The sequence below is a fragment of the Moritella marina ATCC 15381 genome, from assembly GCF_008931805.1.
Classification (GTDB): domain Bacteria; phylum Pseudomonadota; class Gammaproteobacteria; order Enterobacterales; family Moritellaceae; genus Moritella; species Moritella marina.
On sequence record NZ_CP044399.1, the window covers coordinates 199,730 to 216,011 of the forward strand.

General features: G+C 41.1%; 11 protein-coding genes. 5 read left to right on the forward strand and 6 right to left on the reverse strand.

Annotation, left to right across the window (positions count from 1 at the left end):
* Positions 1 to 7: 7 nt before the first annotated feature.
* Entirely contained in the window at positions 8 to 4,471 is a 4,464-nt protein-coding gene (gene gltB, locus FR932_RS01030; protein ID WP_019440810.1) for a glutamate synthase large subunit, read from the reverse strand.
* Between the two features lie 521 nt (positions 4,472 to 4,992).
* On the opposite strand from gltB, the gene FR932_RS01035 reads away from it, so the two are divergent.
* The 4 genes from FR932_RS01035 (at position 4,993) to FR932_RS01050 (ending at position 11,083) form a co-directional block, all read left to right on the forward strand.
* Complete coding sequence (locus FR932_RS01035; protein ID WP_019440811.1) at positions 4,993 to 6,855, forward strand: sensor domain-containing diguanylate cyclase; 1,863 nt, start codon at positions 4,993 to 4,995, stop codon at positions 6,853 to 6,855.
* A 90-nt stretch (positions 6,856 to 6,945) separates the two neighbouring features.
* Positions 6,946 to 9,294: an aerobic respiration two-component sensor histidine kinase ArcB gene (arcB, locus tag FR932_RS01040; RefSeq protein WP_019440812.1), complete on the forward strand. Its 2,349-nt coding sequence runs from the start codon at positions 6,946 to 6,948 to the stop codon at positions 9,292 to 9,294.
* Complete coding sequence (gene cls / locus FR932_RS01045) at positions 9,287 to 10,759, forward strand: cardiolipin synthase (RefSeq protein ID WP_019440813.1); 1,473 nt, start codon at positions 9,287 to 9,289, stop codon at positions 10,757 to 10,759. The genes arcB and cls overlap by 8 nt, the downstream gene beginning before the upstream one ends.
* A 57-nt stretch (positions 10,760 to 10,816) precedes the next feature.
* Positions 10,817 to 11,083: a hypothetical protein gene (locus FR932_RS01050; protein WP_019440814.1), complete on the forward strand. Its 267-nt coding sequence runs from the start codon at positions 10,817 to 10,819 to the stop codon at positions 11,081 to 11,083.
* A 137-nt stretch (positions 11,084 to 11,220) separates the two neighbouring features.
* Here FR932_RS01050 and FR932_RS01055 read toward each other — a convergent pair whose 3' ends face one another.
* A complete protein-coding gene (locus FR932_RS01055; protein WP_019440815.1) occupies positions 11,221 to 12,324 on the reverse strand; it encodes a ketoacyl-ACP synthase III in 1,104 nt (367 codons plus the stop codon).
* A gap of 612 nt (positions 12,325 to 12,936) precedes the next feature.
* Here FR932_RS01055 and FR932_RS01060 point away from each other — a divergent pair.
* Entirely contained in the window at positions 12,937 to 13,410 is a 474-nt protein-coding gene (locus FR932_RS01060) for an Lrp/AsnC family transcriptional regulator (protein WP_019440817.1), read from the forward strand.
* A 26-nt stretch (positions 13,411 to 13,436) separates the two neighbouring features.
* On the opposite strand, the gene FR932_RS01065 is transcribed toward FR932_RS01060, so the two are convergent.
* The 4 genes from FR932_RS01065 to FR932_RS01080 all read right to left on the reverse strand — a co-directional run bounded on the left by FR932_RS01065 (position 13,437) and on the right by FR932_RS01080 (position 16,276).
* Positions 13,437 to 14,153 (reverse strand): DUF3581 family protein, encoded by a 717-nt coding sequence (locus tag FR932_RS01065; RefSeq protein ID WP_019440818.1) that lies wholly within the window; start codon positions 14,151 to 14,153, stop codon positions 13,437 to 13,439.
* A 114-nt stretch (positions 14,154 to 14,267) separates the two neighbouring features.
* The gene (locus FR932_RS01070; protein ID WP_019440819.1) at positions 14,268 to 14,708 is read right to left on the reverse strand and encodes a hypothetical protein; all 441 of its coding nucleotides are present in this window, start codon (positions 14,706 to 14,708) and stop codon (positions 14,268 to 14,270) included.
* 134 nt (positions 14,709 to 14,842) lie between these two features.
* Positions 14,843 to 15,676 (reverse strand): formyltetrahydrofolate deformylase, encoded by an 834-nt coding sequence (gene purU, locus FR932_RS01075; RefSeq protein ID WP_019440820.1) that lies wholly within the window; start codon positions 15,674 to 15,676, stop codon positions 14,843 to 14,845.
* 132 nt (positions 15,677 to 15,808) lie between these two features.
* Positions 15,809 to 16,276, reverse strand: a complete 468-nt coding sequence (locus tag FR932_RS01080; RefSeq protein ID WP_019628842.1) for a YchJ family protein — start codon at positions 16,274 to 16,276, stop codon at positions 15,809 to 15,811.
* Positions 16,277 to 16,282: the final 6 nt, after the last annotated feature.

The window sequence follows — 16,282 nt, forward strand, 5'->3', positions numbered from 1 at the left end:
ATCCCTCCTATTGAGCCTGGACACGTAACTCTGCAGCAGAGCGTGATTTGTGGCCAAGTAATGCGTTAATATCAGCTGATTTAGGCTTGATAATAAAGAATTTATTTACCACAGTATCGAATACATTAAGCAGGTCTTGCGCATGCTGACTGCATGTATGTGCAAGGTGTTCAATGATAATACCGCGGAGATGTTCTACATGCATTGGGTAATCCGTTACTGCATGCTTTTCAACAAGTTCATAGTTAATTTTAGACGCTAATTGGCCATCTTCATCATAGATGTAAGCAAAACCACCGGTCATACCTGCACCGAAGTTAACACCTGTGTTACCCAGGACTGTCACAATACCACCGGTCATGTATTCACAACCGTTATCACCGATACCTTCAATAACTGCATTGGCGCCTGAGTTACGCACTGCAAAACGTTCGCCAGCTAAACCTGCAGCGTATAATTCGCCACCGGATGCACCGTATAAACAAGTATTACCTGCGATCACCGCTTCATTTGATTTAAATGCTGAACCTGGTTCAGGGCGGATCATAATACGGCCACCTGTCATGCCTTTACCGACATAATCGTTGGCATCGCCAGTGAGGTTTAGATTCAAGCCGCCCGCATTCCACACACCGAAGCTTTGACCAGCAGTACCAGTAAAGTTAACGGTGATAGGTTCGGCAGCCATGCCTTGGTTACCGTGTTGTTTCGCAATTTCGCCAGACAAACGTGCACCCACAGAACGATCGGTATTTTTAATTGGGAAACTACTTGATAACCCGGTTTGTTCAGTGATTGATTCTAAGTAGTGTGCAATTAACGTTTCGTTGAGCTCGGCTTTATCATACGGTTCGTTGGTTGCTTGGCAATATATACCCAAGCCTGCTTTTGGCTGTGGTTTATAAGTAATGCCAGACAAATCAATTTTACGTTGTTTTTCAGTTAAGCCATCTAACTGCACTAATAAATCAGTGCGACCAATTAAATCCGTTAACTGCGTTACGCCAAGCGATGCCATGATTTCACGGGTTTCTTGGGCGATGAACTTAAAGTAGTTCATGACCATTTCTGGTAGACCATGGAAGTGATCTTGACGTAATTTTTCATCTTGTGTTGCAACACCTGTCGCACAGTTATTTAAGTGACAAATTCGCAGGAATTTACACCCTAATGCAACCATAGGACCAGTACCGAAACCAAAGCTTTCAGCACCTAATATCGCGCCTTTTACAACGTCTAAGCCAGTTTTTAAACCGCCATCCACTTGTAAGCGAATACGGTGGCGTAAACCATTTTCAACCAATGCTTGTTGGGTTTCAGCTAAACCAAGTTCCCAAGGACTACCAGCGTATTTTACTGATGTAATTGGACTTGCAGCAGTACCGCCGTCATAGCCTGAGATCGTGATTAAATCGGCATAGGCTTTTGCCACGCCAGTTGCAATCGTACCAACGCCCGGTTCTGATACTAATTTCACCGACACTAATACCGTCGGGTTGATTTGCTTAATATCAAAAATTAGCTGGGCTAAATCTTCAATCGAATAGATATCGTGATGTGGTGGTGGTGAAATCAGGGTTACACCCTGTACCGAGTTACGCAGTTTGGCAATTTCAGCCGTGACCTTGTGACCTGGTAGTTGTCCACCTTCACCGGGTTTTGCACCTTGCGCAACTTTAATCTGAATGATTTCAGCATTCATTAAGTAGTGTGGTGTGACACCGAAACGACCAGATGCGATCTGTTTAATTTTCGATACTTTAAGGGTACCGAAACGGCGTGGATCTTCACCACCTTCACCTGAGTTGGAATTACCACCTAAGGTATTCATCGCAATCGCCAATGACTCATGCGCTTCAGGGCTTAACGCGCCAATTGACATGGCGGCAGTATCAAAGCGTTTAAAGAGGTTGTCTTCATGTTCAACAGCATCAAGTGCAACCGGTGTATCCGATTCTTTAAGTTGCAACATGTCACGCAGACTTGAAATAGGGCGCTCATTTACTTCTTTCGAATACTGTTGGTAATCTGCATATTCACCGCTTTGCACTGCTTTTTGTAGCGTGCTCACCACATCAGGGTTATAAGCGTGATATTCGCCACCATGCACATATTTCAGTAGACCACCTTGCGCGGTTGGTTTACGTTTTGTCCATGCAAGTTTGCTTAATTTCTGTTGGTCAATATGGAAGTCACTAAAGTCTGCGCCTTTAATACGGCTGCTGGTGCCTTTAAAGCACAATTCTATCACTTCATCCGCTAAACCTACGGCTTCAAACAATTGCGAACAACGGTAGCTAGCAATGGTTGAAATACCCATTTTCGACATGATCTTATACAGACCTTTATTAATACCGTTACGGTAGTTTAATAAAGTTTTTGTTGTGTCTTGCTTGATTGTGCCTATCTCAACTAATTTACGTAGTGATTCATAAGCAAGGTACGGGTAAATAGCGGTCGCACCAAAACCAATTAATACAGCAAAATGATGTGGGTCACGTGCACTTGCTGTTTCAACAACAATGTTGGTATCACAACGTAAGTTGGCTTCCACTAAGGCTGTCTGTACGGCTCCGACAGCCATTGCTGCTGGAACAGGTAAATTATCTTTAGCCAGTGTACGATCTGTTAAGACTAATAATACTGCGCCAGATCCTGCTTGTTCAACCGCTTCGGCTGTAATACGTGCTACAGCGCGACCTAAAGTTTCATCTTGACCATTGAAGCACAGGTCAATTGTTGCTGTTCTGTAGTATTCATTACTTAAATCGGTAACTTGTTTAAAGTCAGAATAAAGTAATACTGGCGAATCAAATAGTACGCGGTGCGCATGACCATGTGTTTCGTTAAATACATTGTGCTCACGACCAATACACGTTGCCAGCGACATCACGTGATTTTCACGTAATGGATCTATCGGCGGATTGGTTACTTGCGCAAATTTTTGGCGGAAGTAGTCATACAGCGAACGGGTTTTAGTCGACAGTACAGCCATCGGCGTATCATCACCCATAGAGCCTGTGGCTTCTTGGCCATTTTCGCCTAATACACGTAGAATTTGTTCTAATTCTTCTTTGCTGCAATCAAACTGTTTTTGATACGTTGTTAACTTTTCGTCATCAAATGTGCGAGTGCCTATTGCTTCTGGAGGCAATGCTTCAAATGGTGTTAACTTCGTTGAATTGTTTGATAGCCATTCACGGTAAGGATTACGGCCTTTGAGTTCTTGGTCAATTTCCCAAGACGTCCATAACTTACCTGTTTGCGTATCGATAACCAGTAATTCGCCAGGACCAACGCGGCCTTTTTCGATTACTTCATCTGCACTGTAGTCCCAAATACCTACTTCTGAGGCAACGGTAATCAAACCATCTTTGGTACGTACATAACGTGCTGGACGCAAACCATTACGATCTAGACCACAAGCAGCATAACGGCCATCACTAAGAACGATACCCGCAGGGCCATCCCAAGGTTCCATGTGCATCGAGTTGAAGTCATAGAATGCGCGTAAATCATCATCCATATTCGGGTGATTTTGCCATGCAGGCGGAACAAGTAGGCGGAAAGCACGGAAAATATCCATGCCACCGGCTAAGAATAGCTCAAGCATGTTATCCATTGATGATGAATCAGAACCTTTGGTATTAACAAACGGTGCTGCATCATGCATGTCAGGCAGTAGTGGAGAGCTAAATTTGTAGCTACGTGCTCGTGCCCACTCGCGGTTACCTTCGATGGTATTAATCTCACCATTGTGTGCCATAAAGCGGAACGGTTGTGCTAATGGCCATTTAGGCGAGGTATTTGTTGAAAATCGTTGATGGAATAAGCAAATTGCAGATTGCATACGAAGATCGGCAAGGTCTAAGAAAAACTTAGGCAGATCGCCTGCCATACACAAACCTTTATAGATGGTCACCAGGTTTGATAGGCTGGCAATATAAAAATCGCTGTCATCGGTAATACGTTTTTCGATACGACGTTTAGTTAAATATAAACGGCGCTCAATATCTTTTGGAGCCCAGCCAGCAGGTGCGCTAATAAATACCTGTTGGATTTGTGGCAGTGATGACAAGGCTATTTCGCCAAGCACACTGGTATCAAGAGGGACTTCACGCCAGCCAACCACATTCAGTGTTTCGCGTTCGAGTTCTTCTTTAATGATTTGTTTTGCTGTCGCAGATTTATCAGAATCTTGATTTAAGAACATCATACCAACGGCATAATTACTGCCTAGGTTCCAATTATTTTCTACCGCGATAGCACGGAAAAAACTGTCTGGTTTCTGCATAAGTAAACCACAGCCATCTCCTGTTTTTCCATCTGCCGCGATACCGCCCCTATGTTGCATCCGGTCTAATGATGATATAGCGACGCGCACTAACTTATGGCTAGCTTCACCTTCTTGGTGGGCGATTAAACCAAAACCACAGTTGTCTTTTTCCAGCGACGGGTCATAGACTGACATTGCACTTCTCCCTTGCATTCAATTTACTAAATACTGATTTTGTATGCCCCATTGAGATTCTACTCAGAGTTTAAATATACATACAAAAATAGGTAAATCGTTAAAGTTTCCAAAAGCCGAAAATTGGCTAACCTGCCAAATTTACCAGAATTAACACTTAGGTCAATCTAAAAATGTATTCTGAGTTACTTATCACCTTTTCATATAAATGGGCCATTTGTTTTGTCATTGGTCAATAAAGTGTGAGAAATATTGATGATTATTTAATATTTGGTTTTTAATTTTGTATATATGACATTGTGTGATTTTAAATGATGCTGCAGCAGTTATTCATGATGTTGTGTGCCATTTTTATTTCTGTTTATACATAATCTACTGATTTAGTTGGTTTATGTTAGCTAGTACCAAAGTATGGAAAACTAAAGTGGGTGATTGCGATAGTTTTTAGAATAGCTGCTTTACAGTATTCTTATTTTGGTGTTCTATACTCCTTCGGTGTGAGATGGATCTTGGGCGAAATTATGGATTTTAAATATCAATCTGCGATGAAAATAATATTAAATTGGTGGCAGGGCATGACTGAATTATCTGCAAATACGCCTGTTGTGATCGCGCTTTGGTTCGTTGTGGCTGTCTCATTAACGAGTATGTTGGTGGTGTTAATGCTATCGCGAAAATTGTCTGCTAGTAAAACATTGCTGACATTTTCAGCGACGCCGACACTTGTGCTTGACGTAAAAAAAGCCTCGATATTATATCTGAACCCAGCAATCACGACGCTTTTTGACCGCGAGAATAAGACCAGCCATGTTGTTGCCCAATGTTGTTTCGAACGTTTATCTGAGTTTACTGATCAAACATCTATCACCAATGATATTTTTCATATTAAACAGTTGAAGAAAACGCTGCGTTATAGTGCGGTGAACATTAATTATCAAGGTCGTCGTGCTTGGTTATGCCAGATTGACCATATTGAAACTAACTCGTCCTCGATTTCACCTTGGGATCTGGATGGGCAAATTATTCAGACTTTATTTTCGGCAAACTCTGCGCTTATTCATATTAAAACATTAGATGGTCTCATCCTCAGTTGTTCACCATCATGGGCCACTCAATTTGAGCTATCAGTCGCGCAAGTGAATGGTCATTTTGAGCATGATTTTTACAGTGCTTCGAAACTCGAGCAAATCAAATCTTATGAAAAGTCTGTGCTTATCGGTGAGGTACAGGAATATGAAGAGTGGAGTACGGTTGATGACAATAATATTCTATTACAAACCATCAAGTATCCACTGTATGACGAGCATAAAAAAGTAGTTGCGATTTTGACTGTATCCCATGATCAAACGGAAATTATGGAGCTAAATGAACGCCTGTTGAGTGAGAATGGTGAACATTTACGCATTGAAGCTGAGTTAAGTCGTAACAACAGTTTATTGAATTCGGTGATTAATGCGACGCCCGATCCAGTGGCATTTATGAATGGTAATGGCAAATATGTTGGCGCGAATCATGGCTATTGCGAGGTTGTTGGTGTTAAACACGCCGATTTACTGGGCATGGATAGACAGCAATTATTCAGTTGCGATAAAAGATCTTGGTTGTTGGAACAGGAAAATCAATTGTTAGTGGATGGTAAATCTGTTCGTTATGAAGAGTTACTGCATCTTGCAGGTGAAGAACCGCGTTGGTATGAAATATGTAAGCAACGCTACCTCAACAGTACCAATGGTGAAAGTGGTATTTTAATTATTTATCGTGATCTGACCGAGCGTAAACGTATTGAACATGAACTCGAGCAGGCGATAGAAAAATTTGATGAATTAAGTTCAACGGATGAACTGACTCAAATTGCTAATCGACGCACGTTTGATAGCAAGCTGCAGCATTATTGGTCCACTCATCATCGAGAAGTCAAACAGATGTCTTTGTTGTTCTGTGATGTCGATAGTTTCAAATTATACAATGATCATTACGGTCACCCGATGGGCGATGTTGTACTCGCCAATATAGCCCAAGTGATGAATGAGCAGGTTCACCGTGGTGCGGACTTAGTTGCGCGTTATGGTGGTGAAGAGTTTGCGGTGATTTTACCTAATACCGATAAAGAAGGGGCTATTCGTCTTGCCAGTAAAATTATTGTGGCGATTGAACAGCTCGCGATTGAACATGCTTATTCCAATGCGGCAAAGCATGTTACCTTAAGTATTGGTATTGCGACTATGTGTCCGGAAGCTGAAAGTTCGGAAGCGCAATTACTTGAACATGCGGATAAAGCGTTGTATCTCGCGAAAGAGCGTGGCCGTAATCAGTATTGTGTTTATCGGGGGGAAGAACAGGAAACTGGCATGGTCGAATTAAATTTTGATCTCATAAAATCATAGATTTATTAAAACCTGAATTTTCCGCTAGTTTGCTTATAACCTATCGTATATTATTAATTATCTAGATAATTTTATTACTGTGGGTAATCCATGATTAAAATCAGAGCCTGGGCTCAATACTATGTTGATATGCTAACTAAGTTGGGTGTTATACGTTTTAGTATTATCTCTGCGGCAACGACTATTTTCTTTTCCATCATGATCCAAGCTAGCATCAATTATATTTTGCGTGGTGAAGTGCAGCTTGACGATTTGTATGCCGCTATTTTGTTCGCCATTATTGTCACGCCTTGGGTGGTCTTTTTCCTGTCTATTGTTGTCCAGCAACTCGAAGATTCACGTAAACGCCTCAGTAAAATGGTCTACAAACTGCAAGAAGTACGTGCCCGTGATTTACAGCTACAACAAGAATTACAAGTGAACTTGATTGAACTTAATGCCGAGTTTGAAGAGCGTAAAAAAGCCGAAGCAGATAGAAAGCAAGCGTTTAAAGATCTTGAAAATGAAGTTTTTCAACGTGAACAGGCGCAATTAGTGGTGGAAGAGCGCTCTGCCTTAGTGCGTTCATTTATTGATAGCTCGCCTGATTTGGTTTATTACAGTAATGAGCAAGGACAATTTTCTGGCTGTAACTTAGCCATGGAATCGTTAACGGGTAAAATCGAAAAAGAGCTCATTGGTTTTACCCCGTTTGATGTTTACGATACCGAGATCGCGGCTAAATTTGCTGCAACCGATAAAGCGGTATTAAGCACTCAGCTATCAGAAACCTATGAACAATGGTTAACGTATCCAGATGGCCATAAGGCGTGCTTTGAATTACGTAAAGTACCTTTCTTTGGACGTCGGAATGAATCTATCGGTGTACTTGGTTATGGCCGTGATATTACCGAACGTAAGAAATACCAAGATGCATTAGAAAAAGCCAGTCGTGATAAAACGACCTTTATCTCCACGATTAGCCATGAATTAAGAACGCCATTAAATGGTGTTGTTGGCTTAAGCCGGATTTTACTTGACGGTTCACTTAGTGAGGAGCAACGTCAGCATTTAAATACCATTTATGTTAGCGCGCAAACAATGGGTAATATTTTTAACGATATTATCGATTTGGATAAATTTGATCGTCGTAAATTTGAGATCGTTAATCAACCGATTGAGTTCAGAAGTTTCCTCAATGACATTAAAACCTTAGCCTTGCTACAAGCCGATCAAAAGGGTTTGGTATTAGCATTTGATGTATTTGGTGATATTCCTGATTTTATCAATGCTGATGGGACTCGATTACGTCAAGTATTATGGAACTTGGTGTCTAATGCAGTGAAATTCACTGATTCTGGTGAAGTGAGGATTCGGGTATTCACCAGTGAAGAAGGTGATAATCGTATTGGTTTAACCTTTGAGGTTGAAGATACCGGTATTGGGATCTCTGCCGAAGGCCAAGATAAAATATTTGCCATGTATTATCAGGAACAGGGCAGCAAACGTGCTACGGGTACTGGTATTGGCTTGTCGGTGGCGAAAAGTTTAATGACAGCGATGGGTGGTGATATTTGGGTAAGCAGTGAATTAGGTGAAGGAGCCTGTTTTACCATCGAGTTTGATGTCGATGGTGTAGAAAGTTTGCAGCAGAGTGATGTGCCAGAAGCGGAGCAAACTAAACTGTCGATACTACTTGTTGAAGATATTGAGTTAAATGTCACTGTATGTACCGCTATTTTAAATAAACTAGGCCACAGTGTCGCGGTGGCTATCGATGGTCAACGCGCTATCGAAATGGCAGAAAATAATCATTATGATTTAATTTTCTTGGATATTAATTTACCGGACATGACCGGTTTTGATGTGATTAAAACCTTACGTGAAAATGACGAACTTGAATTACCACCGGTTGTGGCGTTAACAGCAAATGTCATTAATAATCGCCAAGAATATATCGATAAAGGTATGGATGATGCGATCAGTAAACCACTCTCGATCAATGCGGTTACGGGGGTTATTAGTCGCTTGTTTAGCAGTTCAGAGCTAGGCGCTGAATCTCACCTCAATTATGTTGTGGATGAATTGATTGATGAACAAAACATGCTTGATGAATATCTTGATGTGGATTTATTACAGCAATATTTGGATACCTTAGGCAAAGATTTATTACTGGAAAGTGTGCGTTTATTTGAACAAACGATGCCGCATTATTTAACCTTATTGAATACTAATTTAACCGCGCGAGATCAAGATGCGATCGTTGATGAAGCGCATAAGATCAAAGGGGCGGCAGGCTCGATTGGGCTGACTCGTATTCAGCAGGTGTCACAATTAGCGCAGTCACCGGAGCAACCGACCTGGTGGCAGAATATCGATGATTGGGTTGAACAAATTAATACTGAATATCAACATGATGTTAATCGTCTGAAAACTTGGATTGCTAATCAAGATGGATAAATGGGATTCGTTTACTAATTTTATTACTTTATTGCTGGTTTTTTTGCATGCAGTGATCATTATATTAGTGTCATTTCGGGTTATCACTAAACGGCGTTCTGCCAGCATATCGTTAGCCTGGCTATCGGTGATTTATACGTTGCCATTTGCAGGAGTGGTAATTTATTTGATTTTTGGTGAGCTGTACCTTGGTAAAAAACGGGTACAACGCGCCGAATCTATGTTTTATCCTTTTACGCAACAGATCAATCAATGTGCAGCGCCGTATCTGGTGCCTTATGATGAGAATCATAGAAGTTTAGTGACGTCCTTGCGCGAGTTGATTTATGGGCGTTTTAAAATGCCAGCTGTTACGGGCAATCAGCTGATGTTATTAACCAGTCCACACGGCATTCTCGAACAAATAATAGCTGATATTAATGCGGCGAGCCAAGTTGTTTACCTTGAATTTTATATCTGGGCGGTGGGTGGCAAAGCCGATGAGGTAGCTGTTGCGCTGATTAACGCGGCGAAACGGGGGATTGATTGTCGCGTTATGCTTGATTCTGTGGGTAGTTCAGCATTCTTTAAAAGCCATTGGCCGCTGCAATTTAAGCGGGCGGGTATTCATCTTATTGAAGTATTACCCGTTGGTCCGATGCGGATATTCTTTCATCGCCAAGATTTACGTATGCACCGTAAGCTTATCGCTATTGATAGTCACGTTGGTTATACCGGCAGTATGAATCTGGTTGACCCACATGTGTTTAAGCAAGACGCTGGTGTGGGCGAGTGGGTTGATATCATGATCCGTATGCAAGGTCCGATTATTCCTATCACGGCTTCACTGCTCGAATTTGATTGGGAGATGGAAACGGGTGAAAGCTTAGTTAAAAATATGCTGGTCAAATGCAAGGAAAGCCCCGTATTTGATGAAAATAGTCATGTGCAAATGATCCCATCAGGGCCTTATGTTGATGATGATAATATCCATCAAGTATTGGTTTCTGCGATTTACTCGGCGCAAAAATCACTCATTTTAACCACGCCTTATTTTGTCCCAGATGAAGCCTTGCAAGCGGCGCTGAAAACCGCCAGTGCGCGCGGTGTTAAAGTACAAATCATTCTGCCAGCAAAGAATGATTCACGTATGGTCGATTATGCTTGTAAAGGTTTTTTTGAAGAACTGTTGGCCTGTGGTGTGGAAATATATCAATACCAAAATGGCCTACTGCATACCAAAAGTATTCTGGTCGATAATGAACTATGTTTGGTGGGAACGGTTAATTTAGATAAACGCAGTTTTTGGCTTAACTTTGAAGTCACATTACTGATTGATCAATCGCCTTTTATTGCTGAACTTTACCAACTGCAGCTATCTTATATCGCTCATTCACATAAAGTTTGCCTGACACAATGGCAACAACGAGGCCGAATACAACGCTTTCTAGAAAGTGTATTTTATTTATTCAACCCGTTGTTGTAATCTTGAATAACAAAAATAATGACAAAAATCATCATCAATAAAAGAGTAGGAATTAAGATGAAAAAAGTAATTTTAATCGCATTCACAGTACTTGGCTTAGCAGCCTGTGCTAACACAGAAACCACGCCAGAGACTGCAAAGGCATTACCAACATTACCAACTTACGGTAATAGCTGCCCTGATGAACGTCCACAAATGTGTACGATGGATTACCGCCCTGTCTGTGGTACAACTGAGTCTGGTGAGTTGAAATCATTCGCTAATGCTTGTGGCGCATGTTCTGATGCAACAGTTCGCGGTTTCACTGAAGGTGAATGTAAATAACCTGAGCTGAATGTCGCTGCAGCTTAAGCTGACACTTACGTTTAGATATAAAAAAACCAGTGAAGTGATTCACTGGTTTTTTGTTTAATGGTTATCGCTATCGAGATAACTGATTAGCGTTCGTTATTTAGAACTAGTTACGCATCCACTTGTGATTCGCGCGCCAATTTAGCGTCTTGGCAGCCTTTGATCGCATCCTGAATCAAATCTAATGCAGTGCCATTGTATGCTGGTAATTCGACGTCAGATGTCGCGATAGGCGTCGTTCTTTCACCCCACTTGAGCATTGTCGCGCCCCACGTTAAGCCGCCACCAAATGCCGCTAATAATACATTGTCACCAGCTTTAATACGGCCTTCTTCTAACGCTTCACATAAGGCAATAGGCACAGTTGCAGAGGAAGTATTACCATATTTATGTACGTTCACCATGACTTTCTCTTTGCTGGCTCCCATGCGCTTGGCTAAGAAATCAATAATACGTAGGTTGGCTTGATGAGGAATAATAAAATCAACATCTTCTGGCGTCATATTGGCTTTTTCTAAGGCAATCGCAGACGCTTCACCCATGCGGGTTACTGCACGTTTAAAGATCTCTTTACCTTCGAAATTAAAATCGAATAGGCCATCAATGTTTTGGAAACGCGCTCTGTCAGTACCAAAATTTGGCACGGAAAGGATATGTCCTGCATCACCGTCACAGCCAATCTTGTTACTTAAAATACCTTGTTTTTCTGTGCTTGATTCTAGGATCACCGCACCAGCACCATCACCGAATAATACCGCCGTACCACGTTCTGTCCAGTCAAGGAAATAGCTGATACGCTCGGCACCGATCACTAGTACCTTGTCCATTTGGCCACTTTGGATAAAGGCATTCGCTGTACTCAAACCGTACACAAATCCAGTACAGGCTGCATTCATATCAAATACTGCTGCGTTGGTTGCGCCTAATTTAGCTTGCACTTTTGATGCAGCACTTGGCAGTGTGCAATCAGCGGTACAAGTTGCAAAGAAAATACCGTCAATTTCAGATGCATCAATACCTGCAGCTGCGATAGCTTGGCATGCTGCAACGTAAGCAAGTTCTGATGTACTTACATGGGAAATTCTGCGTTCCTGCATACCGGTACGAGATTGAATCCATTCATCATTCGTATCTAGAAAAGTGCTTAAGTCATTATTTGTTAGCGTCGCGGGCGGTAAGCATTTACCCCAACCGGTGATATTTGCATAGTGCATTAAAATTTACCTATGTTTGTGACTGGATAATACAGAGCGGGTCGTGAAATATACGCAATACGAAGTGATTTAGTATTTAATTATACGCTGCTTGGCAGAGTGCCAGTTGGTATAATTAATCTCATTAACCTAATTATAGAGGTTAGCCTTTGAAAGTGGTAGCTAATTTGTTGTAACTGGGATGACTACAGGGAAAGTTGGATACAAAAAAGGCACCGTTTAGGGTGCCTATCTTTGTGTTAATGTTGCCTGTCAGTGGTGATGACGAATATTCCTGGATAAGGAGGCTTGCCTGATTGGTTACAAGAAGGGTACTTCTATCACCGCATTGACCTGGATTAAGGTGTTTGCTAATCAGCTTTTGGCGTTATCTTTAACTGGGTTTAGTATAGCCATAACGATTTGGAATGTGCTTGCGATGTTTGCATTAATTATCACCTTGCTAGCAATTACATTTGTATTTTAGCTATTTATTGGCAATAATTAACCCTTATGTTGTTTTGGTGCGCTATTTGTATTCTTACTTTTATTAAATTGAGGCGACAATGACCTGAGGGATTGGCTTTTTATGCCTTTATAACGTGTGTAATGTGATAATACGGAGATGCAAAGATGAAACTTGATCGTACGGATAAATTAATTTTAAACTTAATCCAAGAAAATGGCCGGATCAGTAATTTAGAGTTAGCTGATAAAATTGGGCTGTCGGCGTCACCTTGCTCACGTCGTGTTAAGCATTTAGAAGAATTAGGGTTAATTGATAAGCACGTGACCTTACTTGATCAAGCTAAACTGGGTTTAAAGCTGACGGCTTATATTCACATCAGTATGGATCGCCATACGCCAGAGCGTTTTGATAATTTTGAAGCTGAGATTGCCACGATCCCTGGTGTCATGGAATGCTGTATTATCACCGGTAGTGATGCCGATTTTCAGTTAAAGGTTATAGTGCCGGATATGGATCATTACCAAGAATTATTATTAGGGCAGCTGACGCGTATTAAAGGGGTAACTGGGGTGAGATCGAGCTTTATGTTACGGAATGTTTTAAGTCGAACGGTATTACCGCTCGACCATATTAAATAGCGTTAATAAAAAAACGTAATAACTAATTAGCTTGCAGCAGCAAGATATTTCGTTTTTGCAGCTTGATAATCGGCAATGACACCCGCCATGACCGATTCTTCATACGGGATAAGGCCACTTAAGATCATTTCTTTTTGGCCTGTGCCGACTTTGTTATCACCTTCGTAAAAGTCGAACTTAAACGTCACCGTTGCACGTTTCCCTTGGACTTCGATTAGTGCCTCATCAAATATTAACTCAATGCTGTTAACATCAACACGGAGCATGTTTATTTGCATCGATTTATACATGATTAGCGCACGAGCAGGATTGAACATCAGGTTTTCAGTGCGCATCAGGGGCACCATCACATGCGGAAAATTCTTACCTGAAAATTGCACGTATTCTTTAATGATTTTACTGATGATACTTTCATCATGGGACGATTGACCGCTTAACTCTAATTCCATAAAAGATTTTTGCTCGGAATTGAGTATTTCAGTTTTATTGTCTAGCAGTGGGGAGAATTGCAGATCAGTGTCGTTTTTAACCATGCCGGTAAAATCAATTTTCATTGTTTCAGATAAACCGAATTTAGCCAAAGACACAGCAAAAAGTAAGTCGCCAGGTACACAAAAACGTTTATTATCCACATCATGGATCTTGTTATAATCGTTTGCTACCGTTTTAGCAAAGCGACTAGCTTGTTGTTGAGTAAAGCGAAAAGAGCTGTCTTTTTGAGAATAGAATTCGTTTAGAAACATATTTAATTAAGCTACGATAATGAAAACACCAGTTTACATTAATTTTGTTTATAGGCAGGTCGATCCAGTTGCAAGTACGATTTTTTAAAGTGCAGACTGGATCACGCAGTTAGACTATTTTTTCACATCCGGAGTGACACTTCTTAAAATACCAATCCCAGTGTTAAATAAGGTCGAGCTGGTTTTTATTAGCGTTTCAGCAGGCATAGTTGCAGCAGAGCCCATCATGGTCGGAATAAACTTTTTAAACGAGTTATCGACACCATCTTCGACTTCTTTACTCAGCTGAGGTAGGAATTCATCGATAATTTGATCGAGTTCTTGTTTTACATGCGCTTCTAATTCGGGCTGTATTTCGGCAATTTTAGCTTCGATTGCATCGGCAATATCTTTACTTATTTGTGGTGAAGCTTGATTAATTGTCGCTTCTGCCTCTTCTTTTACTAAGGCCATTTGCGTGGTGATATAAGGCTTAATGATCTGATTGAAGACATAGAGAAAGGTCAATGCTGTGAAGATGCTACTGAGTAAGGCGGTAAAGATAATTGTGAGCATAATGAACCGTTTAATTGAAAATAAGTTATTAATATTAACAATTTAGTTAGGTGTGTAAAGGTAAATATGTCGGGAAGTAGGGGTAGACCCACAATGTACATGGGTTTATCCCTATTGACGTTAACATAAGCCGATTAGAATACGACTGTGCGGTTTTCATAAATAAATACACGTTCTTCAAGTACGAGACGTAGTGCTTTACTGAGCACTGATTTTTCTACGTCTTTACCTGAACGCGCCATATCTTCGGCACTGTATTTATGATCTACGTGGATCACGTCTTGTAAGATAATAGGCCCTTCATCCAAATTATTGGTGACGTAGTGGGCAGTTGCACCAATGATTTTTACGCCACGTTCGAATGCTTGTTTATAAGGTTGTGCACCAATAAAAGCAGGTAAGAACGAATGATGGATATTGATGATTTTATTTTCAAACGCAGCAACAAAATTGGGCGTTAAAATACGCATATATTTTGCCAAAATAACATAATCGGGCTGATACGCTGAAACGGTTTCAATGATCTTTTCTTCATGTTCTTCACGGGTAATGCCTACGTGAGATACAGTGTGATAAGGGACATCAAATTTTTCGGCTAATTCAGCGAGGTTATCGTAATTACCGACGACTGCAGCGATTTCGACATCCAAGCCGCCGTAATAATTCTTCATTAAAATATCACCAAGGCAATGCGCTTCTTTAGTGACTAAAATGACGATACGTTTACGGCTTGCAGATACTAGTTTGCGGTGTGAACCGGTTGGTAATGCACTATCGAGGTCAGCAAGTAAAGTTTCATCGTTGAATATGCCATCGAGTTCGGTACGCATGAAAAAGCGATTGTGGGTGCGATCGACAAATTCAGTGTTGTTACTGATGTTGAGCTGGTGTTTGTAACAGATGTTGGTGATCTTTGAGATAAGCCCTTTTTGATCGGGACAATCCGCCAGTAATATTTTCTTTTCCATGATGTTTACTACTTTAATTTGATGTTTAATTGTTTATGGCTAAACAGAGTACTTTTTTCTTGTATTCGTTTAGCCATAGTAGCTGTGTTTATTGTCTATTTTGAGGTGACAGTGCAGTATTTTTTACTGCTGTTAGCCACAGCATTTCTTGTGTTTTTTACCACTACCACATAAACAGGCATCATTGCGGCCTTGCTTGAGTGGTGCTGGATTTAGCTCTCCGTGGGTGTAAAACCACAGCTGGTCTTGAGCGATGAAGTGAGAGCGTTCATGTAGACATGCTTCACCTTCGCCATCTTGAAACCATGCTTTGAATTCAACAATGCCGGTTTCGCTTTCTTCATCACCTTGGCTCATGATTATTTCTAATCGTAACCACTGGGTATTCTCTGCGGTTTCAGCAATTAAATCTTCATTTAAATCGGCAATAAAATCGGGGTGATGGGTTGCCATTAAATACACGGGCACGTTATGTACATAAGCACTATATCGTGAACGCATCAATTGCTCGGCAGTTGCCGCTGCGGCTGTACCATAAATGTATTTACCGCAGCAATCTTTGAAAGGCATTGCCAAGCCACAGCTACAAGATGTATGCATAATGGC